The organism is Actinoplanes missouriensis 431, from assembly GCF_000284295.1.
GTDB classification, from domain to species: domain Bacteria; phylum Actinomycetota; class Actinomycetes; order Mycobacteriales; family Micromonosporaceae; genus Actinoplanes; species Actinoplanes missouriensis.
Map to the genome: position 1 here is coordinate 6,475,674 of NC_017093.1, position 19,553 is coordinate 6,495,226.

General features: G+C 69.2%; 18 protein-coding genes and 1 tRNA gene. 7 read left to right on the forward strand and 12 right to left on the reverse strand.

Annotation, left to right across the window (positions count from 1 at the left end):
- Window positions 1–4: 4 nt before the first annotated feature.
- Entirely contained in the window at window positions 5–1,063 is a 1,059-nt protein-coding gene (locus tag AMIS_RS29655; protein WP_014446133.1) for a serine/threonine-protein kinase, read from the reverse strand.
- Between the two features lie 207 nt (window positions 1,064–1,270).
- Window positions 1,271–2,887 (reverse strand): N-6 DNA methylase, encoded by a 1,617-nt coding sequence (locus tag AMIS_RS29660; protein ID WP_014446134.1) that lies wholly within the window; start codon window positions 2,885–2,887, stop codon window positions 1,271–1,273.
- A 199-nt stretch (window positions 2,888–3,086) separates the two neighbouring features.
- Between AMIS_RS29660 and AMIS_RS29665 the strand changes: the two genes are divergently transcribed.
- From AMIS_RS29665 to AMIS_RS40935, 7 genes are all read left to right on the forward strand, one after another.
- Entirely contained in the window at window positions 3,087–3,701 is a 615-nt protein-coding gene (locus AMIS_RS29665) for a DUF4352 domain-containing protein (RefSeq protein WP_014446135.1), read from the forward strand.
- 64 nt (window positions 3,702–3,765) lie between these two features.
- Window positions 3,766–4,038, forward strand: coding sequence for a hypothetical protein (locus tag AMIS_RS29670; RefSeq protein ID WP_014446136.1), 273 nt, complete (start codon window positions 3,766–3,768; stop codon window positions 4,036–4,038).
- A 5-nt stretch (window positions 4,039–4,043) separates the two neighbouring features.
- Window positions 4,044–4,685 (forward strand): EcsC family protein, encoded by a 642-nt coding sequence (locus tag AMIS_RS29675; RefSeq protein ID WP_014446137.1) that lies wholly within the window; start codon window positions 4,044–4,046, stop codon window positions 4,683–4,685.
- Between the two features lie 47 nt (window positions 4,686–4,732).
- Window positions 4,733–5,191 carry a hypothetical protein gene (locus AMIS_RS29680; protein ID WP_014446138.1) on the forward strand — a complete coding sequence of 153 codons (459 nt, stop codon included), beginning with the start codon at window positions 4,733–4,735 and terminating at the stop codon, window positions 5,189–5,191.
- A gap of 127 nt (window positions 5,192–5,318) precedes the next feature.
- Window positions 5,319–5,678 carry a YciI family protein gene (locus AMIS_RS43020; RefSeq protein ID WP_014446139.1) on the forward strand — a complete coding sequence of 120 codons (360 nt, stop codon included), beginning with the start codon at window positions 5,319–5,321 and terminating at the stop codon, window positions 5,676–5,678.
- The gene (locus AMIS_RS29690) at window positions 5,675–6,955 is read left to right on the forward strand and encodes an RNA polymerase sigma factor (RefSeq protein ID WP_014446140.1); all 1,281 of its coding nucleotides are present in this window, start codon (window positions 5,675–5,677) and stop codon (window positions 6,953–6,955) included. Before AMIS_RS43020 ends, AMIS_RS29690 begins: the two co-directional genes overlap by 4 nt.
- 163 nt (window positions 6,956–7,118) lie before the next feature.
- The gene (locus AMIS_RS40935; RefSeq protein WP_014446141.1) at window positions 7,119–8,363 is read left to right on the forward strand and encodes an MFS transporter; all 1,245 of its coding nucleotides are present in this window, start codon (window positions 7,119–7,121) and stop codon (window positions 8,361–8,363) included.
- A gap of 427 nt (window positions 8,364–8,790) precedes the next feature.
- On the opposite strand, the gene AMIS_RS29700 is transcribed toward AMIS_RS40935, so the two are convergent.
- The 10 genes from AMIS_RS29700 to AMIS_RS44300 all read right to left on the reverse strand — a co-directional run bounded on the left by AMIS_RS29700 (window position 8,791) and on the right by AMIS_RS44300 (window position 19,341).
- A tRNA-Pro gene (locus tag AMIS_RS29700) sits at window positions 8,791–8,864 on the reverse strand.
- A 52-nt stretch (window positions 8,865–8,916) separates the two neighbouring features.
- Window positions 8,917–10,308: a ribosome biogenesis GTPase Der gene (gene der, locus AMIS_RS29705; RefSeq protein WP_051042594.1), complete on the reverse strand. Its 1,392-nt coding sequence runs from the start codon at window positions 10,306–10,308 to the stop codon at window positions 8,917–8,919.
- A gap of 44 nt (window positions 10,309–10,352) precedes the next feature.
- Entirely contained in the window at window positions 10,353–11,048 is a 696-nt protein-coding gene (gene cmk, locus AMIS_RS29710; protein ID WP_041830144.1) for a (d)CMP kinase, read from the reverse strand.
- A 140-nt stretch (window positions 11,049–11,188) separates the two neighbouring features.
- Entirely contained in the window at window positions 11,189–11,647 is a 459-nt protein-coding gene (locus AMIS_RS29715; RefSeq protein WP_014446144.1) for a MarR family winged helix-turn-helix transcriptional regulator, read from the reverse strand.
- Window positions 11,648–11,651: 4 nt separating this feature from the next.
- Window positions 11,652–12,086: a deaminase gene (locus tag AMIS_RS29720; RefSeq protein ID WP_197538177.1), complete on the reverse strand. Its 435-nt coding sequence runs from the start codon at window positions 12,084–12,086 to the stop codon at window positions 11,652–11,654.
- Window positions 12,087–12,189: 103 nt separating this feature from the next.
- Window positions 12,190–12,849 carry a GTP cyclohydrolase II gene (locus AMIS_RS29725; protein WP_014446146.1) on the reverse strand — a complete coding sequence of 220 codons (660 nt, stop codon included), beginning with the start codon at window positions 12,847–12,849 and terminating at the stop codon, window positions 12,190–12,192.
- A gap of 78 nt (window positions 12,850–12,927) precedes the next feature.
- Window positions 12,928–14,112, reverse strand: coding sequence for an MFS transporter (locus AMIS_RS29730; RefSeq protein ID WP_014446147.1), 1,185 nt, complete (start codon window positions 14,110–14,112; stop codon window positions 12,928–12,930).
- A gap of 158 nt (window positions 14,113–14,270) precedes the next feature.
- Complete coding sequence (locus AMIS_RS29735; RefSeq protein ID WP_014446148.1) at window positions 14,271–14,801, reverse strand: hypothetical protein; 531 nt, start codon at window positions 14,799–14,801, stop codon at window positions 14,271–14,273.
- A 266-nt stretch (window positions 14,802–15,067) separates the two neighbouring features.
- On the reverse strand, window positions 15,068–15,619 hold the full coding sequence (locus tag AMIS_RS40940) for an SUKH-4 family immunity protein (RefSeq protein ID WP_014446149.1): 552 nt from the start codon (window positions 15,617–15,619) through the stop codon (window positions 15,068–15,070).
- A complete protein-coding gene (locus AMIS_RS44300) occupies window positions 15,616–19,341 on the reverse strand; it encodes a polymorphic toxin-type HINT domain-containing protein (RefSeq protein ID WP_157435133.1) in 3,726 nt (1,241 codons plus the stop codon). The genes AMIS_RS40940 and AMIS_RS44300 overlap by 4 nt, the downstream gene beginning before the upstream one ends.
- Window positions 19,342–19,553: the final 212 nt, after the last annotated feature.

The following is a 19,553-nucleotide window of genomic DNA, read 5'->3' on the forward strand; positions in this document are numbered from 1 at the left end:
CTTCTCACCATGTCGCCCGGCGTGCGTACTGCCGGCGTAGTTTCTCGATCAGCCAGGTCACGTCCACCGCGGGGAGGGCGGCGGGCTGCTCATCCCGCGGAGTGGCGTCGGCGGGGTCAGGCGGCGTCGGCGTGCTGCTCTCGATGTCGCTCTCCGGGTCGGCCGACGGGTCGGTGAGCGACGGCGGAACCTCGATCGGGGTGGGGTGGTAGGTGCTGCGGCTGACCTCCGCACGGACCTCGATCACCGACCGGCCCGGCCCTGCCGCGAGCTGCAGAAGATCCTTCTTGACTTTCCGGAGATCCGGCCGGGCTTGCGGATCGTGCGCGATCATCTCCGTGACGAGGGAAGTGATCTCCGGTGCGACGCCGGTCAGGTCCGGTGGCTGCTTGCCACTCCCGACGACCCACAGGATCGCGCCCTGTGTCGTCGGGAAAAGCGTGTGCCCGGCCAGGGCGAAGACGAGGGTGGCGCCGAGGCCGTACACGTCGACGGCCTTGGACAGATCCTTCTCACCGCGGGCCTGCTCGGGTGCCATGTATGCCGGGGTTCCGACAACCATGCCGGTCTGGGTCTGCGCAGCGGCCGCGTCGCGCTCGGTCAGGGCGGCGAGCCCGAAGTCGATGAGCACGGGTCCATGCTCGCCCAGGATGATGTTCTGCGGCTTGATGTCGCGATGGAAGAGCCCGGTCTCGTGCACCCTGTCCAGCGCCTCGGCGAGCATCGCCCCGACCATGGCGGCCAGGTGCAGGGGCAGCGTGCCATGTTGTTCGACGTACTGCCGGAGAGTGAGGCCGGGAACGAACTCGGTGGCGAGCCACGGCGGATCCGCGTACGGATCGGCGTTCTCCAGCCGGGCCACTCGCGAGCCGAAGATGGTCCGGAGGTTCTCGATCTCCGATGCGAACCTCTGCTTGATCGACGGATCGTCGAGCAGGTGATGGTGGATCATCTTCACGGCTGCCAGATCGGCCGTGGCGGAAACGCCGAGGTAGACATCCCCCATACCGCCCGCGCCGAGCCGGCGGAAAAGGCGGTAATCGCCGACCTGATTCAGCAACATGCGCGTCGATCCTCTACTGCTGGCGCGAGGGTGAACAAGGTCCGGTCACATATCCCGCTGTCTGAGCTTTCGCAGAGTAGCGGTCACCGAGCCGACACGGACCTCGCCTCCGCCATCGTCCATTCGACGCTGCGACGTCACCCAGGCTAGCGAGCGTGAGCACCTCAATCAAGCATCGTGTCTGTTGACATTGTCACCCGACTGAGTTTAGCGCTCGCCATCCGGCCGCAGGGTGCCGGAGGTCAGCCCCTCGCGCGCACGGGAGATGGCATCGAGTCCCAGGCGGTTGATCTCCTTCAGAGTCGCCTCGGCCTCATCGAGAGCCCGGAACGCCGCGCCGTAACTCCGCTGCTCCGCGATTCCCATCTGCGGAATGCGAGATCCCCTGACATCGACGCGGTATGTTCCACTGCTGCTCGTATTACGTGACGCATTGGCAGCGCTGCTCAGAAAGCCTTGCAGGAAATCGGTATCGATCTGATCACTCGCCGACGTAGCCGTATTGTCATTCACCAGAACGAGTCCAGCGCGAGCAAGATCAGAGACACGAAGCAACGCACCTTCGATCTCGGCAGATCCAGCAGAAAGATCGGGGAGCATTCCCGCCAGACGGCCGACACGTCGCATCAGAGCGTCGCGCGCCTCGGCATACTGCTCGGCCTGCTCTGATCTGTTGAGCAGATGGCTAGCGGGCGTGAGGTCGACGTCCTCGTCAAGGAGGTCGATGACGGGCACCTCCACCGCACGCACCGCCTCGAAGGCGGAGAGTCGCTGCGGATCCGCTCCCGACATGTCAACCATCCGGACGACCGGAGCGGATCTCTCTGACTCAAGTGGTCGTCTCAGAATCCAAACATGCATCGGCTGCGTATGCGAGGAGACCAGCCCCGCCGGTAAAGCGACGACTTGCTCGAGGACCCCACGACGCAACAGTTCAGTGCGAATTCGTCGCCCCGCTCTGCGATACGCCACAGACGGGGACATCACGATCAGAAGTTTACCCTTCGGCGCCAGGTGAGAATAACAATGCTGGAGCCAAGCGAGTTCACTCTCGGCCTTGGTCGGCAAACCGAATTCCCAGCGCGTGTCCACCATCAGGCCATCTCTGCCCCAATCGGTGAGACCGACCGGCGGGTCGCAGACGACGAGGTCGGCCTGCAGACCCGGCCAGCCATCCGCCTGTAGCGAGTCCCCCAGCTTGATATCGGGTTCGATGCCGCACAGGGCGCCACGCGCCCGGGCGAGCCTGGCGGCTGATTCGCTGATCTCCTGGCCGACCGCTCGGATATCGGGCCCGCCGGCGCAAGCGAACAGCAAGGATCCCGCGCCACATGCGGGATCGAACACCGTGCCGGTCACCGGACCGGCGAGATGAGCGATCGCTGCCGCGAGCCTGCTGGTGGTCAGGGCACTGCCGCCGGCGTGCAGACGTTCCGTGAACGCTTCGATGACCTCGCTCGCGGACGCCTGAGCGGCCATGCCCTCGGCACGTAGCCTGGTCTCCTCACTCAGGCGCCCGGACGAACCGCCGAGGAGCATCTCGGCCATGTCGGCCACACCGGTGATCATGTCGTCGCCGTAGAGCGCTCGCATGTCCTGCCAGACCAGGACTTCGTCGGAGACGTCGGAGCTCTTCTTCTGCCGATCCAGCCAGTCGGTGATCTCCGTCAGCGCGAAGAGGGCGTTACGTCCACCCTCGACGGGCTCGGGAAAGTCGGGATGACGCCGGCGCCAGTTCGACACCGCGGCCCGGGTCACACCGGCGAGGCGTGCCACCTCGGCGGAGGAGATGAGCCTGCTGGAACCCGAGTTCTCGACGGTCACGGCCCGACCCTACAAGAAGAGACTCGCGGCGCAATAACACTGTCAACGCAGGACTATCACCGCTCGACGTGAGATGCCGGGCGACGTTCACAAGGCGTAGTGCACACTGTGTTGACAATGCCGACATACGAGTGTTCCCATAGTTGCCACAGCCGGGTGAACTACCGCAGCGGCTTTCCTACGTCTTTGGAGCATCTCGATGTCGAACCCCCAACAGGCCGCCCGCGCGACTTCCCCGGCCGGCAAGGCACGGACGTGGCCCTGGATCGCTGGTAGCGCCGTAGCCCTCGTTCTGCTCGGATGCGGCAGCGCCTCCAGCAGCGACGACGCGGCCGGTACCAGCGGTGACGCCGCGGCTGTGACTGAGGAGAAGACCGAAAGCGCCAAGACCGGGGACAAGAAGGAAGAGAAGAAGGCCGCCGGCATCGGGGACGCCGTTCGGGACGGGAAGTTCGAGTTCACCGTCAGCAAAATGAAGTGCGGCGTCGAGAACGTCGGCTCGGACCTCCTCGGCCAGAAGGCCCAGGGCGAGTACTGCCTGATCGACATCAAGGTGAAGAACATCGGCAAGGAGGCGCAGACCTTCACCGACTCGGCGCAGAAGGCGTTCGACGCCAAGGAGGTCGAGTACTCCGTCGACTCCAGCGCCGCAATCTACGCCAACGGCGAGAGTCAGCTGCTCCTCAGCGAGATCAACCCGGGTAACTCGGCCAAGGGCAAGCTCGTCTTCGACGTACCGGCCGGCACCAAGCTGACCTCACTCGAACTTCACGACTCGGTCTTCTCCGGCGGCGTGACGGTGACGCTCAAGTGAGGGTTCCGGCCACCACACCCATGCGGATCGCCGCCAAGGTCACCGACACCTCCGAGATCTCGAGATGACGAACGAGTTCAACGAGGTCCTTTCCGTCGGCGGGCACGCGACCATGGTCCGCCGGTACACGGAAAAACGCCTGGCCCGGCTTCCCCGCGACAGGCAGGGCTATCACCGCGGGCTGCTCGACCTTCATGACGACCTGACGCGCCGCGGGGAAGAGAGCCCCACCCGGGTGATGGCCGCCGCTCACGGAATGCCCGAGGAGACGATGCGCGCCTGTCTCAGAGTCGCCCGCCAGCACGTCAACAGTCCCTCCGTACCGATCAAGGAATAGGAACAATGGACGCGCCCGAAACTCACGAGAACGCGATGGTCCGCTTCGTCCAGGACGTGGTCGTCAAGGTCACCCGGGACGGCGTCGGCCCGATCATCGGTTCGGTCCCTTATGCGGAAGCCCGGCTCAGCAAGGGCGCCACCGAGGAACAGGCCATCGATCGCCTGATCACTGAATCGGTGATGGCGTCGTCGACGAACGGCTTCGTCACCGGCCTGGGTGGTCTCGTCACCATGCCCATCACCCTCACAGCGAACGTCGCGGGAGCATTGGTGATCAACGCACGGCTCGTCGGGGCGATCGCGCACATCCGCGGTTACGACATCGCGGACCCGCACGTGCAGAGCATCATCACGCTCACGACGGCCGGCGGGACGCTGATGAGCTCGCTGCACGGGGCCGGCGTGCAGGTCGGTTCGAAACTGACCGCCCAGGTCATCAAGGCGATTCCGGCCACCGCGATCCGGCATATCAACAAGCGGGTGGGCTTCACACTCCTCGCCAAGTACGGAACGCAGCGATCCGTGATCACCCTCGCCAAAGCAGTCCCGATCGCGGGCGGACTCGTCGGCGCGGGAGTAGACGCCGCCTTCACCACGGTGATCGGCCGTACGGCGAAGGCGAACTTCCCGGCGCACGTGGGCTGACCAGCCCACAGCCGGCTCACAGCCGAGACACCGGAGACTCCATCTTCATGATCAAATTGGTTTACGGCTACCTCGACTACCACGAGACCCTCGCGTTCGCCGACGACAGCACCGCCGCCCAGGAGGCCCGGGAGATCGAGGCCATCGCCGCCGCCCGGACCTACGGCGAGGCGCGCCGGATCGAGACCCGCCACGTCTCCCACAATCCGGCCGGCTGGGACTACACCGACGCGGAGGACGACGAGCCGTTCGACATCAACAAGGTGGGCGCGGTCCAGGACGGCGACTGGCCCCCGATGATGGCGAGCCGGGCGATGCGGTTGCTGCCCGAGGACCTGCTGAAGCAGTTCGGCACGATGGCGGACACCACACTGAACGGGCCCTACATGGAGATCCCGCTCGCTCAGGAGCCAGCGATCGTGGCAGCGCTGTGCGAGCGCGGGTTCGAGGTTCGCCGGGACGACGCGCTCATCAACGCCTTGGACGGGGCAACGATCCAGCCTTGAAGCAAGGCGATGACCGGCGCCGCACCCGTGGGCGCCACGCTACGGTGACCGGGTGTCGATCGGCGGACGGCTCGTTCGTCGTATCAGTGCCCGGGTCGCCCAGGCCCCCGACGATCGGACATGACAGATGGCCAAGTACATGCTCCTCATCTACGGCAACGAGCAGGAGTGGGCGTCGATGACCCCGGAGGAGGGCGAGCGGCTGGAGGCCGGCCACGCCGCCTTCGCCGCCGCGATCGGCGAGGCAGCCGTCCTGAGCAGTCACCCGCTGGAGCCGACCGCCACGGCGACCACCCTGCGCGGCGACTCCGGTGGCCGGCCCACCATTACCGACGGCCCGTTCCTGGAGACCAAGGAAGCGCTCGGCGGCTACTACGTGATCGAGGCGTCCGATCTGGACCAGGCGATCGCGATGGCGCAGAAGCTGCCGGAGCTGACCTGGTCACACTGCGCGGTGGAAGTCCGGCCCGTCCGGGACGTCAACTGAACAGCGACCCGCGCCCAGCCGCGGGTGCCTCGGCGGACGACGTCGCCGGGGCCCTCACGCGGGCGCACCGCGACGAGTGGGCCGCCGTTCTGGCCGCGACGGTGCACTTCACGCGCGATCTCGACCTGGCCGAGGAGTGCGCGCAGGACGCGTACGCCCAGGCGCTGGAGACCTGGAGCCGGGCCGGGATCCCGGCCCGGCCCGGCGCCTGGCTCACCACCGTCGCGCGCAACCGGGCCCGGGACCAGATGCGCCGGGCGTCGGTGTTCCGGCGGGCCCTGCCGCTGCTGGTGGTCGACGAGGCGGTGCCCGGACCGGAGGGCGGCACCGAGACACCCGTCGCCGACGACCGGCTGCGGCTCATCTTCACCTGCTGCCACCCCGCACTCTCCCGGGACGCCCAGGTGGCGCTGACCCTGCGCCTGCTGTGCGGCCTGTCCACGGCGGAGGTGGCCCGCGCCTTCCTGGTGCAGGAGACCACGATGGCAGCCCGGATCACCAGGGCCAAGAACAAGATCCGGGCGGCGCGGATCCCGTACCGGGTGCCCGCTCCCGAGGAACTGCCGGAACGCGTGGAAGCGGTGCTCGAGGTGGTGCATCTGGTGTTCACCACCGGGCACGCGGCGCCGGTCGGGGAGTCGCTGATCCGCCGCGACCTCACCGGCGGCGCGATCGGGCTGGGGCGGCTGCTGCACCGGCTCCTGCCGCACGACGCGGCAGCCACCGGCCTGCTGGCGCTGATGCTGCTCATCGACGCGCGCGACCAGGCGCGGGTGTCCGCCGACGGGCGCCTCGTCCTGCTCGCCGACCAGGACCGGACCCGGTGGGACGCCGCACGCATCGAGGAGGGTGTGGCGCTGCTGGTCGAGTCGCTGCAGGCGCAGCCGCCGTGCCGGTACACGGTGCAGGCCGCGATCGCCGCGGTGCACGCCGAGTCGCCGAGCTGGGCGGAGACCGACTGGAACGAGATCACCGGGCTCTACGACGTACTGCTGTCGCTGTGGCCGTCACCGGTCGTGGCGCTGAACCGCGCGGTCGCACTCGGCATGCGCGACGGGCCGAGGGCCGGCCTGGAGGCCCTGACGCCGTTGCTCGAGCAGCCGGCGCTCGCGAGGTACGGCTATCTCAGCGCCGCCCGCGCCGACTTCCTGCGGCAGCTGCGGCGCTGGGCCGAGGCGGCCACCGCGTACGAGGGGGCGCTGACGCTCACCGACAACGACGTCGAGCGCTCGTTCCTGAGTGGCCGGCTTGCGGAGGTCCGCGCGCACCTTCGCTGAACCTGCCCGTCCCCTCTCTGAACCTGCCCGTCCCCTCTCTGAACCTGCCCGTCCCTTCGCTGAACCTGCCCCGTCGCCGACGCCGGCTGTCGAAAGCTGGCGGTCCCGCTCGTCGTGTCTGTGACAGGCGCCGCGAAGGGCGCTGGCGGAAGGGGGAACCGGCATGCAGACGATGCCGACGGACCGGGCCACGATACGGGCCCGATGGGCGATAACCACAGTCTTCGGCGCCAACGGTCTGCTGATCGCGAGTCTGGCGGTACGGACCCCGTCACTGAAGATCGACCTGGACCTGACGCCGGGACAGCTCGGCACCCTGTCGGCGCTGTTCGGCGTCGCCGCGGTGATCGCCATGCAGACCGTCGGCACGCTGGTGGCGCGTACCGGAAGCCGGACCATCGTGCAGGTCACCACGGTGACCCTGCCCCTGCTGCTGATCGGCATCGGCGCCGCGCCGAACCTCTGGACCCAGATGCTCGTCCAGATCGCGTTCGGCGCCGTGCACGGCATGCTCGACGTCACGATGAACGCGCACGCGGTCGCCGTCGAACGCCGGCTGGGCCGGCCGATCATGAACACCTGTCACGCGGCGTGGAGCATCGGCTCCGTCGCAGGCGCGCTGCTCGGCGCCGGCGCGGCGCAGATCGGCACGAGCCGGACCGTGCACTACGTGCTCCTCACCTGCCTGCTGATCCCGCTGGCAGTGGTCTGCTCGCAGGCGCTGCTGCCCGCGTCCGCGGACCGCAGCTCGCCCGTCCCGGCCGGTTCCGGCGAGGCGGGGAAGACCAGGCAGACCGGCTGGCGCACCGGCTGGAGCCTGCCCGTGGTGATGTTCGGCGTGATGGGCGGCATCGTGCTCACCGTGGAGGCGGCGGTGGCCGACTGGAGTGGCGTCTACCTGCACGAGGACCTGAGCGCGTCGCTCGGCGCGGCCGGTCTGGGCTATGTCATGTTCGCCGCGTTGCAGACCGCCGGCCGGCTCGTCGGTGACCGGTTGCAGGAACGTACGTCGGCGACCCTGCTGCTGCAGGTGGGCACCGCGACCGCAGCGGCGGGCGTGGCGATCGCCGTGCTCAGCCCGTGGGTGCCGCTCAGCGTGGCCGGTTTCGCGATCACCGGCATCGGCCTGGCGACACCGCTGCCGGTGCTGTTCGGGGTGGTCGGTCATCTCGGCGCCGGACGCGGGGACGACGCCGGGGCGGCCGCCATGGTGGCCCGGTTCACCACGCTGACGTACACCGGCATCCTGTTCGCGCCCGCCGCGATCGGCTGGTTCGCCGACCACTTCGGACTGCAGCGGACTCTGGCCGCGCTGGTGCCGCTGCTCCTGGTGGTGGCGGCGACGGCGGGCCCGGCGACCCGGTCCCGCCGGCCGGCCGACGAGGTGGCCCGGGCCGACGCCGGGTGACCCCCTGAACGTCCGGTGGGAGCGGGGTCCCGCCGGACGCACCGGACCTCGCCGGTCACCCGGCGCGGGCGGGCGGCAGCACGGCGGTGATGAGAAGCCCGAGCCCGGCGAGGACCACAGCTGTCGCGAACCCGCCGGGAACCCGGCGACCAGGTGACCGTGGACGCGACGGCGACGCCTAGACCACCGCCGGTCTGGCGCGCCGCGGTGTTCATCGCCGAGGCCGGGCCGAGGTCCGCAGGCGGCACGCCGGCGAGCGCCGCGGCTGAGGTGGCCACGGTGCCCAGCCCGAGGCCGCAGTCGAACAGGAACATGGCGGCGAAGATCAGCGAGCCGAGGCAAGCGGTCTACCGTCGGCGTGCTCGACCCGGCAAGACGTGCCGAGATCACAAAAGAGGGCCTCTGCCCTGCAGAGACCCTCTCGCTGTCGGGCTGACAGGATTTGAACCTGCGACCCCTTGACCCCCAGTCAAGTGCGCTACCAAGCTGCGCTACAGCCCGATCCCGCCCCGAACATCAGCCCGGCGCGACATCTCCTAAAGCTTACCAACCGCTACCCATGGGCCTTCCCTCGCCCCCCTGGCCCCAGCTTCTTGCGGGGCTTCACCGAGAGTTCCAGCGGCGTCCCCTCGAAGCCGAACTCCTCGCGCAGCTTCCGCTCGATGAACCGCAGGTACCCGGCGTCGAACGGGCCGGTCGTGAACAGCACGAACCGGGGTGGCGCGACGCCGGCCTGGGTCACGAACAGGACTCGGGGGGCACGACCGCCGCGGACCGGGTGCGGCGTGGCCTGGGTCAGCGCGGTGATCCATTGGTTCAGCGCGCCGGTGGGGATGCGCTGCTCCCACGAGGAGAGGGCCTTGCGCAGGGCGGGCGCCAGCTTGTCGACGGCGCGGCCGGTGCGGGCGGAGATGTTCACCCGGATGGCCCAGGCGACCCGTTTCATGTCCCGGTCGATCTCCTTGTCGAGGAAGATCCGCCGGTCGGCGTCGACCAGGTCCCACTTGTTGTAGGCGATCACCAGCGCCCGGCCGGCCTCGATCACCTGGGAGATGACCCGCTGGTCCTGCTCGCTGATCACTTCGCCGGAGTCCAGGAGGACGACGGCGACCTCGGCGGCCTCGACGGCGCCGGCGGTGCGCAGGGACGCGTAATACTCCGTACCCGATGCTTGGTGGACCCGCTTGCGCAGGCCGGCCGTGTCGACGAACTGCCAGAGCTCGCCGTCCATCTCGACCAGGCTGTCGACCGGGTCGACGGTGGTGCCGGCGACCGAGTCGACGACCGCGCGCTCCTCGCGGGCGAGACGGTTCAGCAGGCTGGACTTGCCGACGTTGGGACGGCCGACGAGCGCGACCCGGCGCGGGCCGCGGGGGCCGCCCTCGACGACGGGCGGGGTGGGTGGCAGCGCGTTCAGGATGGTGTCGAGCAGGTCGCCGGAGCCGCGGCCGTGAAGGGCCGAGATCGGGTACGGCTCGCCGAGCCCGAGCTGCCACAGCGAGACGGCTTCGAGTTCCAGGTTCTGGTTGTCGGCCTTGTTGGCGACCAGGATCACCGGTTTGTGGCTGCGGCGCAGCATCTTGACGGCGGCCTCGTCGACGTCGGTGGCGCCCACCGTCACGTCGACCACGAAGATCACCACGTCGGCGGTCTGGACCGCGATCTCGGCCTGGTCGGCGATGGCGCGGGCCCGGTCGCGGGCGTCGGGCTCCCAGCCGCCGGTGTCGACGACGGTGAATCGCCGGCCGCTCCACTGCGCGTCGTAGGGCACGCGGTCCCGGGTCACCCCGGCGACGTCCTCCACGACCGCCTGGCGGCGCCCGATGATGCGGTTGACCAGGGTCGACTTGCCCACGTTCGGCCGGCCGACCACAGCGACCACCGGAACAGGTCCCGAAAATTCGGAAATATCCCCCGAAGAAGAGCCGGAACCAGAGAAGTCCAGCCCACCCTCGAAGTCGTTGAGATCGAGACCAGCGGGAAGATCAGTCACTTACTTACCTTGCTGTTGAGCAGATCGAGCAGATGCGCCACGACCTCGTCGATCCCCATCCCGGTGGTGTCCACCTCGATGGCGTCGAAGGCCTGGCGCAGCGGGTCGACCGCGCGGCTGGAGTCGAGCTTGTCGCGGCGGGCCAGGTCGGCCTCGGTAGCGGCGACGTCAGTGGCGTCCTCGGCGCTGCGCCGGGCGGCGCGGGCGGCGGCGGACGCGGTCAGATAGACCTTGAGATCCGCGTCGGGGGCGACCACTGACGCGATGTCACGGCCCTCGACGATGATCCGCGGATGGGCGGTGATGATCGCCTGCTGCAGCGCGACCAGGTGCTTGCGGACGGCAGGCACGGCGGCGACAGCGGAGACGGCGCCGGTGACCTCCGGCCCGCGGATCGGGGCGTCGACATTCACACCGTTCGCGGCGAAATGCGGCGCGGCGGGGTCGGTGCCGATCGACAGCTCGGTCTCCAGCGCGATCTTGGCGATCGACTCCGGGTCGGTGAGGTCGGCGCCGCCCTGGAGCACGGCCCAGGTGATCGCCCGGTACATCGCGCCGGTGTCGAGGTAGACCCCGTCGACCGCCGCGGCGAGCCGCCGGGAAACGGTGGACTTACCCGAACCGGACGGGCCGTCGACGGCGACCACGCACGTTGTCGGCCGCTGAGATGCCGGCCGTTCCTGAAGCGCCACCGGTTCCTCCTGATGTCCCACGGCAACCAACCCTCCCATTGTGCCCGCCCATGGACTCACCGACGAACCGGGGCTATGCCGAGAAACAAATCAAGATCAAGAGCTTTCCCGGGTACGCCCCCCGGCGCCCGTTCCTGACATCAGCTCGCGGCCAGCGGCGGCAGCATCTTCGCCGTGATCGCCCCCAGCTGGGCGATGTCCTCCGGGTCCAGATTGTCGAAGACCAGCCGGCGCACCTCCTCGACATGTCCGGGCGCGGCCGCCCGCAGCGTCTCCCAGCCGGCCTCGGTGAGGTGCGCGACCTGGCCGCGCTTGTCGCTCGGGCAGGCCTGCCGCTCCACCCAGCCGCGCTGTTCCAGGCTGGCCACCGCGTGCGACAGCCGGCTGGTCGTGGTGCCGACCACCCGGGCCAGGTCGGTCATCCGCAGGCACCGACCGTCGGCGCCGCTCAGCGTCGCGAGGATCTGGTAGTACGCGTGCGGGATCCCGGCGTCCTCCCGCAGCTGCCGGTCCAGCGCGGCCGGCAGCAGCATCAGGACCTGGGTGACGTTGAGCCAGGTCCGCATCTCCGGGTCGGTCAGCCAGCGAGGTTCGGCCACGGTGTCATCCTGCCTGGCCGGGCGCGAGGACGTGCGCGTTGACGGCGCGAACCTGGGCGGCCAGTTCGGGCAGCTCGGCGACGTCGACCCCGGCGAGGCGCAGGGTGTCCACGCCGTCGCAGTCGGCGAAGAGCAGCGGCTCGCGAAGCGCGAGGACCACCCGGCCGACCCCCGCGGCGAGCACCAGGCGGGTGCAGGACGCCGGCCGGGAGCGGCGCGTCGTGCAGGGCTCCATGGTGGTGTAGACGGTGGCGCGGGACAGGTCGGTCCCCGGCAGGATCTTGGCGAGGGCCGCCTCTTCGGCGTGCTCGTGCGGGTCGTTCTCGCCGGTGTACCCGGTGGCCAGGATGCTGCCGTCGTAGTCGACGACGATCGCGCCCACCGCGTACCGGGTGTCGACGCGCGGCGCGAGCAGGGAGAACGTGATGGCGGCCTGCATCCAGTCGGCGTCGGTGGCCACGGCTTCAGCGGGATCGGCGCCGGCCGGCCCGGGCCCGGCAGCGCCGGGGTGGACCGTGCGGGGCACGGCGGTGGCGCTCATCTCAGCCGGCCAGCGGCAGGTCGAGCGTGTGCGCGGTGTGGTCCCGCTTCGCGGTCAGGTACCGGGCGTTCGAGCCGGTCAGGTGCACCCCGGTCGGGATCCGCTCGGCCACCCGGACGCCGAGCGCCGCGAGCTGCGCGGCCTTGTCCGGGTTGTTGCTGAGCAAGCGGATCTCCTCTACCCCGAGCGCGGTCAGCATCTGCGCGGCGGGTGTGTAGTCCCGTTCGTCCTCGCCGTGCCCGAGCGCCAGATTCGCCTGGTAGGTGTCGAGCCCCGTGTCCTGCAGCGCGTAGGCGTCCAGCTTCGCGTAGAGGCCGATCCCCCGGCCCTCCTGGCGGAGGTAGAGCAGGAAACCGCCGGTCTCGGCGATCCGCTCGACGGCCTCGCGCAGCTGAGGGCCGCAGTCGCAGCGCTCGCTGCCGAACACGTCCCCGGTGAGGCACTCGCTGTGCGGCCGGACCAGCGGCGCCGACTCGCCGGCGGCGGCCGCGGCGAGGGCGGCCCGCCACGGGCCGAGGCCCAGGGCGAGGTGTTCGCGGCCGTCGACCAGGCCGGTGAAGGTGAAGACGTCGGCGGTGGTGGCGTATCCGTCCGGGAACCGCAGTGGCACCGAGACCCGGGTCCGCACCCTCGTGGCTGGTAAGTCCAGCGTGACCGTCATGACGCCCCCCAAGTTGTTGAACTTTCACCAACAGCATCCGTCGGCGATCGGCAAACAACAAGAGTGGCGATCACCACGTCATCGACCGGTGACGACGAGAGCGCGGGCCGCCTCCCGGCGGCGGGTGGAGAACCGCGGCTCCAGCAGGGCGACCAGGAAGGCCAGCAGGCTGAGCACCGCGCCGGCGAGCGCCACACTGCGCACCCCGGACGCCGGGATCAGCACACTGCCGAGCAGCGCCCCCGCGGTGATCCCCACGTTGAACGCGGTCGACGTGCCGGCGGTCGCCATGTCGGTGCTGCCCGGGGCGGTCTCCAACGCCCGTACCCCCAATGCGGAGGCCATCGCCGACAAGGCGAAACCGGCGGCAGCAAGAGTGACCACCGACGCGGCCGCCGACGTGCCGAAGGCCCACTGGACGAAGAGCGCGACCGCCTGCGAGCCGATCACCGCGGTCATGGTCAGCCAGCCGTTGCGCGCCACCAGCCAGGCGGCCGCGAGGACACCGGCCAGCCCGGCCAGGCCGCGGACGAACAGCAGCGGCCCCACCGCCGACTCGCTGAACCCGCTGACCTCGGTGAGGAACGGGTTGATGTAGGTCAGAACGGTGAACGACCCGGCCACCGCGAGCGCCGAGTAGACCACGATCGTCCAGTAGCGCCCGGCGTCCGGCGCGGTGCCCACCGCGGTCTCCTCCCGGCCCTGCGGCGCCCGCGGCATCAGCGTCACGATCACCACCATGATCAGCAGACCGACGACGCTGAGCGCCAGGAACGCGGCCCGCCAGCTGGTCTGCTGCCCGAGCCAGGTGCCCGCCGGCACACCGGCAAGCGCGCCCAGCGAACTCCCCGCGAACAGCACCGAGAGCGCCCGCGGCCGCGCCGGGGCCGCGAACATCGCCGCGGCGGCCGGCGTGACCACCGACCAGAAGACGGCCTGGCTCATCGCGACGACCACGCGGGCGACCATCAGCGTCCCGTAGCCGTCCACCAGCGCCGACCCGGCGTTGCCCAGCACGAAGACCGCGAGCAGGGCGCAGAGCAGCAGACGACGCGGGACCCGGTGGGTGATTCTGGTGAGGGGTACGGAGGTGAGCACCACCACGAACCCGTAGACCGTCACCAGCAGCCCGATCTGCGGAATCGTGCGCCCGAGATCGTCGGCGATCAGCGGCAGCAGCCCGACCGGCAGCGTCTCCGCCGTGACATAGACGAACGTGGACAACGCCAGAGCCAGAAGCGTCACGACCGCACGCACATGCATGCCCTACTTCTACCCGCCCACCGCGGACTCCGCAGAGGTGCGGAAGCCCGTCGCGCTCCGCTGTCAGCGGCACCGCGCTTTCCGTATCGGCGCTTCCCGTATCGGCGAAGGATTCTCGCAACGGTCGCGATCCCTTGTCGGAGGGCGAAAGGGGACGATCAAGACCCGAGCGGCCTCACCTGGTGCGTTGCGCCACCGAACAGGTCATCGAATGGCTCCAGCCGAATGTCTCCGACCAGAACCTTATAGACGCACTCGGTGGCCGACAGATCGAGATCACACCAACCTTCGAGGTCTTCATCGACTATCACCACACTCCATTCCTCGGGCGCAGCACCGCTCACTGCACGCCAGAAGAAGTAAGTCGCCTCAATCGCGCCGAAAGCAATCAGCCTACTTCCTTCAGTGAAGTATCCCGCCGAAAGCTCCGCTCCGGACTCGCGCAAAACGCCCCAGGCCTGCTCGCGTTCCTCCACGAGAAGGGCGATGTCTGAGATTGCGCTGCCCCTCTCCGGCCCGAATAGACAGAGCCAATCATCAACGATGACCGCCCCTGTAGCGTCGATCAACTCTTTGTAATCCGATGGCAGCACAGAGTCGATCGCCGCCTCGGCGGCGTCCCACGAGTACGGGCCCGCGGTCTCCGAAACCCCTAGAAGATCGACAAGCTTGCCGGCGAAGCTGCGCATGTGTACCGCCTGTTCCGGATGTGACCCACGCTACATTGATGCGTCGTGTGTTTTGCCCAGCAACGCCACCGGCGAGGGCCGACGCCTCCGATGCCATGTCCAGATCCCGGTCGGCCGGGACCCCCTCGACCTCCAACGAAACCGGCACAGGGGCCCGATTCGAGGTTTCCAGCCAGATAGGACGGGCCGGTCTGACGTCCGTCTTCACGAGACGGACGTCAGACCGGCATCCTCCGCAGCGATGATCACCACGGCATGGATGCCGCTTACCCCCACAGGCGCGAGAAACGGGCCTTCCAGAAGCTCGACTCGTCCCCGAGCGCAAGCGGATCCCGCGCTTCGAGGCGAGCCACCACACGCTCGTACAGCCGCATCATCTTCTCCTCGTTCACTCCTTCGTATCGGACCGAGGCCGCGCCTTGCTTGTGCAGGAAGTAGAGGAAGTGTTGCAAGGAGGAGTTGACAAGCAGGTCACCGTCGTGGCGCAACCAGCGGTACACGACTTCGCCGGATCCTTCTCGCAGTCCGAAGTAGCCACATTCCGTGCATCCCGCCTCGTGCACGTGATTGGGGGTGATCTGTTCCCGGCCGATCACGTACATCGTGGGCAGCGCGGGCTCGTCGCCATGCTGAGGATCGGGAATGAACCTGGTGTCGAGTCGGGGCAGCCCGACATCGACCAGCAGTGTCCGTGCCTGCTCGGGGACCCTCCACCGGGCCACCGTCGCCGGCGTCAGGCGGAGAACGTTGCCGACGCCCGCCCAGCCCTCGAGATCCCGGGCGTCCACCGAGGGGAGGCGGCGGGTTTTGGTGATCACCAGAGTCCTTCCCAAGTCATGCCTCGATTGTAGTAATTGTTCACGCCGTTCCGGATGCCCTTACGGGCGGCGTTCTCCTTGGACTTGTCTGTTTTGCTGTATTCGAAGCTCCACGAGATCCTGAATTCCATGCCGGTGAAGAACGTCCGGCATCCGTTGGGATCGCAAGGCTGCCGCTCGGTGAACATCTTCTTGATGTTGTCCCCGTACTTGGCGTAGGCCTGCTGCTCCGCGTGCCCCGCGACGGTGTTGCTGCCGTCGCTGATGAAGGCCTCGATGGTGCCGTCCTTGAGTAGTACCGCCGCCATGTTCCGCGAGACGGACTTCTCAACAGTCACCTTGCCGGTCTGCGGGTCAATCTTCAGGGCTTTGGCGTCCGCCTTCGACTGCGCCCGCTCTTCAATGATCTTCTTGCTCAGGGGTTCCGAACCGTACCTGGTCGGACAGGTGTCGATGTTGGTGTTGTGGACCAGGACCGGAGTGTTGCCGGCGACGACGTAGTACGTGTGCAGGTCATCGACGGTGAGGTTGTGCACCCGCGTAGTCGCGGTGTGATGCGAGATCGCCGTGATCTGGACGTAGGTGCCGGCGCTGGTCCGTAGCCACTGCTGTGGTGCCAGCTGGCCGGCGTCGATCCACTCATCGAGTGCGGCCACCCAGAACGGGTGGTTCTCGGTCGCGGTGACGGCGGCGGTTCGGTTGCCGTGAACGCCATCCACGTCAATGGTCACGTCGACGAGTTGCTTGGCCCCCTCACCCACGATGACATCAGTGACAGGCCTACCCGCGGTGATACCGGAGATCGGATCGGTGGCGAGCACTCGGTCGCCCACATGAACCCGTTCGATGGGCACGGTAGTGCCATCGGCGAGCAGGACCGGCGTGCCTGGGAGGAAGCTGTTCGTTCGGTTGCATTCCTCTTCGTCGTCTTTCAGCTTCTTCTTACGACGGGCCAGTTCGCGCAGTGCGTCGCGCCGTTTCTTCGCGTCCTTGACCTTGTCCAGGAACGTGATCAGCTTCGGAACCAGCTTGCCCAGCTTCCAGGCCGCACGGACCGCCTTGATTCCACCGATCAGGTTGACCAGGCTCCACAGGCAGGCGATGACGTTGCCGTCACGGATGCAGGAGACGAGGTCACCGGCGCCGGAGAGGTCCCAGAACAGGTCCTCGGCTTCGGCTTTGATGAAGTCCAGGACGCTCATCCCGGCTTCCTGTTCGGCCTGACGCAGTTGCGCCAGCTCATTCGCGTTGAGGTACTGCGTCAGATCCGTTCCGGTGGCTTCCGGCGGGATGTTGGCGACGGCGTCGGCGAGTTCCTGCGCGGCGCGCTCTCGTTCGGCCGCCTCGGCACGGTCGGCGGCCTGTTGCGCGGTGACAGCGTGCTGTAACGCCTGGTCGGCAGCGACCGCAGCGCTGTCGGCAGCTTGCTGTGCACTCGCCGCAGCCTGGCGGGCGTCGGCGGCGTCCGCTTCGGCCGCGTCGGCGGCAGCACGTGCCGCGGCCGCATCCTTCTCCGCGGAGGTGGCGGCACGGTCGGCCGCGTCGGCGGCGTCACGGGCCGCCTGTGCGCTGCGTCCGGCGATCGCCGCGTCGCTGGCGGCCTCGTTGGCCGACTGGCGAGCCGCCTGCGCGTCGGCACGGGCCTGCACGTCGGCGCGTGCGGCACTGGCGGCTGCGGTTCGCGCCGCCGCCGCATCTGCGGCTGCTTGGGCAGCGGATTGCCGGGCTTGAGCCGCTGATTCAGCGGCTGCGGCGGCGGATCGAGCCGCTTGCGCAGCCGACAGGTAGGCGGGTCGCACCTGCTCAGCCGCGCGATCCGCAGCGGCGTCGGCTCTTTCCGCGGCGACGAGCGCCTCGTCAGCCCGGGCCCGTGCGGCTGCGGCCTGTTCGGCGCCGATCACCTCTGCTTGCGCGGCCACCCAGGCGACGAAGTCAGCGTCGATGTCAGCGCCCGTGAACGGGCTGACCATGCCGATCGCAGTGTTAGCCGGTTCAGCGATCCCGGCCGCCGACGTCGACGCCGAGGTGGCGGCTCGAACCGCGGATTCCGCCTGCTCGCTGGCAGCCACGGCCTCGTTACGGGCAGAGTCCGCTTCCGACTTCGTCCGGTCCGCCGCCCAGAGCGACCGTACCGCCTCGTCGGCGGACTGCCCGGCCAGACGCTGTGCTGCGTTCGCCGCCTCCGCCGCCTTGGCTTGCTGCGCAACCGCCTCAGCGGCCTTGGCATCGGCTCGTACTCGGGCGGCATGGGTCGCACGCGCGCTCGACTCGGCCTTGTCCGCTGCCGCGTCGGCGGCAGCAGCAGCGGCTTCGGCCTGTTCAGCGGCAGCCCACGCCCGGTCGGCGGCGTACTCAGCCTGGTCGGCGGAGGCACGCGCGTTCGCTGCCGCACCACTGGCGGTGTTGGCTGCGGACCGGGCGGCGCGTGCGGCGGTTCCAGCGATGCCCGCCTGCCGGTCGGCTTCGTCGGCCTGCGCCTGCGCTTCCCGCTTCTCCTCCTCGGTCTCGGCCTGCGCGGCGGCAGCCCGTAGTGCCTGTGCCTTGGCTTTGGCGGTCTGCTCGTCCCGTTCTGCCGCGATCGCCTGGTCCCGCGCATCGCGCGCGACGGCCTCCTGCTGCCATGCCCGGTCGTCGGCGTTGGAAGCGGCTTGCCCAGCGGCCTCAGACTTCTCCAGGGCCTGTTTCGCGACGGCGGCCTGCGCGTCTGCTGTGGCCCGGGCGTTCTTCGCGATCGCGGCCTGCTTCTCCGCCTCCGCTCGATGTTTCTCGGCCGCAGCACGTTCCGCTTCGGCGATCTGCCGCTTCCGCTCCGCCTCTGCTGCCTGCTCCTGGGCGATCACCCGCTGCTGGCGGGTCTTCTCCGCCTCGGCCCAGGCCTTGGCCTCGGCGGCCTGCGCCTGTTCCTTGGCCGTCTTCGTCCGCGCCGCCGCCGTCTTCGCCGCGTCCGCCTGCTTCTTCGCCGCCGCAGCGAGCTTCGCCGCCGCAGCCGCGTGATCCGCGGCGTGCTGACGCCACTTCTCCGCCTGCCGGGCGTGTGCCTCGGCCTGCGCCTGTGAACCCTGCGCCGCGTTCGTGGCGATCGTGGCGTCCACCGCGTGCCCGGCGGTCGTGATCGCACCGACCGAGGCGACCGCCGCCTCCCGCATGCCGACGGTGATCGCCGACCACTCGATCCCGTACGTCAGGCCGGTCTCGTCCAAGGTCTGCGCCGCCGCCTGTGACGCCGCCGCCGCGGCCTGCGCCTGAGACAGCGCGGTCTGCGCCGCCCGCAGCTGATCAGCGATGATCTGCTTCTCGATCGCCAGCGAACCGGCCTTGCTCGCGACACTGCCGCCACCGGCCAGGATCCGCTGACTGTTGCGCGCCGCGTTCGCCGCCCCGCCCATCGCGTTGGCGGAGCGCTGCAACGCCCGTACCCCATCGCCGTGCGCGACCATCATCTGCGCCCGCGCCTGCGAGGCCCGCTGGGCCCGCTTGGCCAGATCCGACAGCTCCTCGAGGGCCTTGTTGCGCGCTTCGAGGTCGGCCAGATGCTTCTCCCGGGCCGCCGCGTCAGCCTTCGCCGCCGCCGCATATCCGGTGGCGAAGAACGCGGCCACCGCCAGGTCGTCACCGGCGAGGGCCTGCTCCGCCGCCGCCTTGACCTGGGTGCCGGCCGGCGCCGCCGCGGCGAACACCCGCAGCCGCTCCCGCAACGCCGCGGCGCGCTCCCGCGAGTCCACGTTCTTCTTCTCGTCCCGGGCCCGCGCGATGTCGGCCCCATAGGCCAGGAACGCCCGCCGGTCCTCATCCGAGCCGGCGTAGACCCGCCGCACCTCGGTGTCGAAGTAGCCACCGGGCACACCCGTGCCGACCAGCGCTTTCACCTTCGCCAGCCGGTCGGCGGCTTCGAGGCGCTTACGCTCACGCACCTGCTCTTCGATCACCGGCATGT

Excerpts from the sequence above, each read along its gene's own strand:
- AMIS_RS29655 (WP_014446133.1), bottom strand. The coding sequence starts at position 1,063 with ATGTTGCTGAATCAGGTCGGCGATTACCGCCTTTTCCGCCGGCTCGGC.
- AMIS_RS29665 (WP_014446135.1), top strand. The coding sequence starts at position 3,087 with ATGTCGAACCCCCAACAGGCCGCCCGCGCGACTTCCCCGGCCGGCAAG.
- AMIS_RS29670 (WP_014446136.1), top strand. The coding sequence starts at position 3,766 with ATGACGAACGAGTTCAACGAGGTCCTTTCCGTCGGCGGGCACGCGACC.
- AMIS_RS29675 (WP_014446137.1), top strand. The coding sequence starts at position 4,044 with ATGGACGCGCCCGAAACTCACGAGAACGCGATGGTCCGCTTCGTCCAG.
- AMIS_RS29680 (WP_014446138.1), top strand. The coding sequence starts at position 4,733 with ATGATCAAATTGGTTTACGGCTACCTCGACTACCACGAGACCCTCGCG.
- AMIS_RS43020 (WP_014446139.1), top strand. The coding sequence starts at position 5,319 with ATGGCCAAGTACATGCTCCTCATCTACGGCAACGAGCAGGAGTGGGCG.
- AMIS_RS40935 (WP_014446141.1), top strand. The coding sequence starts at position 7,119 with ATGCAGACGATGCCGACGGACCGGGCCACGATACGGGCCCGATGGGCG.
- AMIS_RS29720 (WP_197538177.1), bottom strand. The coding sequence starts at position 12,086 with ATGCAGGCCGCCATCACGTTCTCCCTGCTCGCGCCGCGCGTCGACACC.
- AMIS_RS29725 (WP_014446146.1), bottom strand. The coding sequence starts at position 12,849 with ATGACGGTCACGCTGGACTTACCAGCCACGAGGGTGCGGACCCGGGTC.
- AMIS_RS29730 (WP_014446147.1), bottom strand. The coding sequence starts at position 14,112 with ATGCATGTGCGTGCGGTCGTGACGCTTCTGGCTCTGGCGTTGTCCACG.
- AMIS_RS29735 (WP_014446148.1), bottom strand. The coding sequence starts at position 14,801 with ATGCGCAGCTTCGCCGGCAAGCTTGTCGATCTTCTAGGGGTTTCGGAG.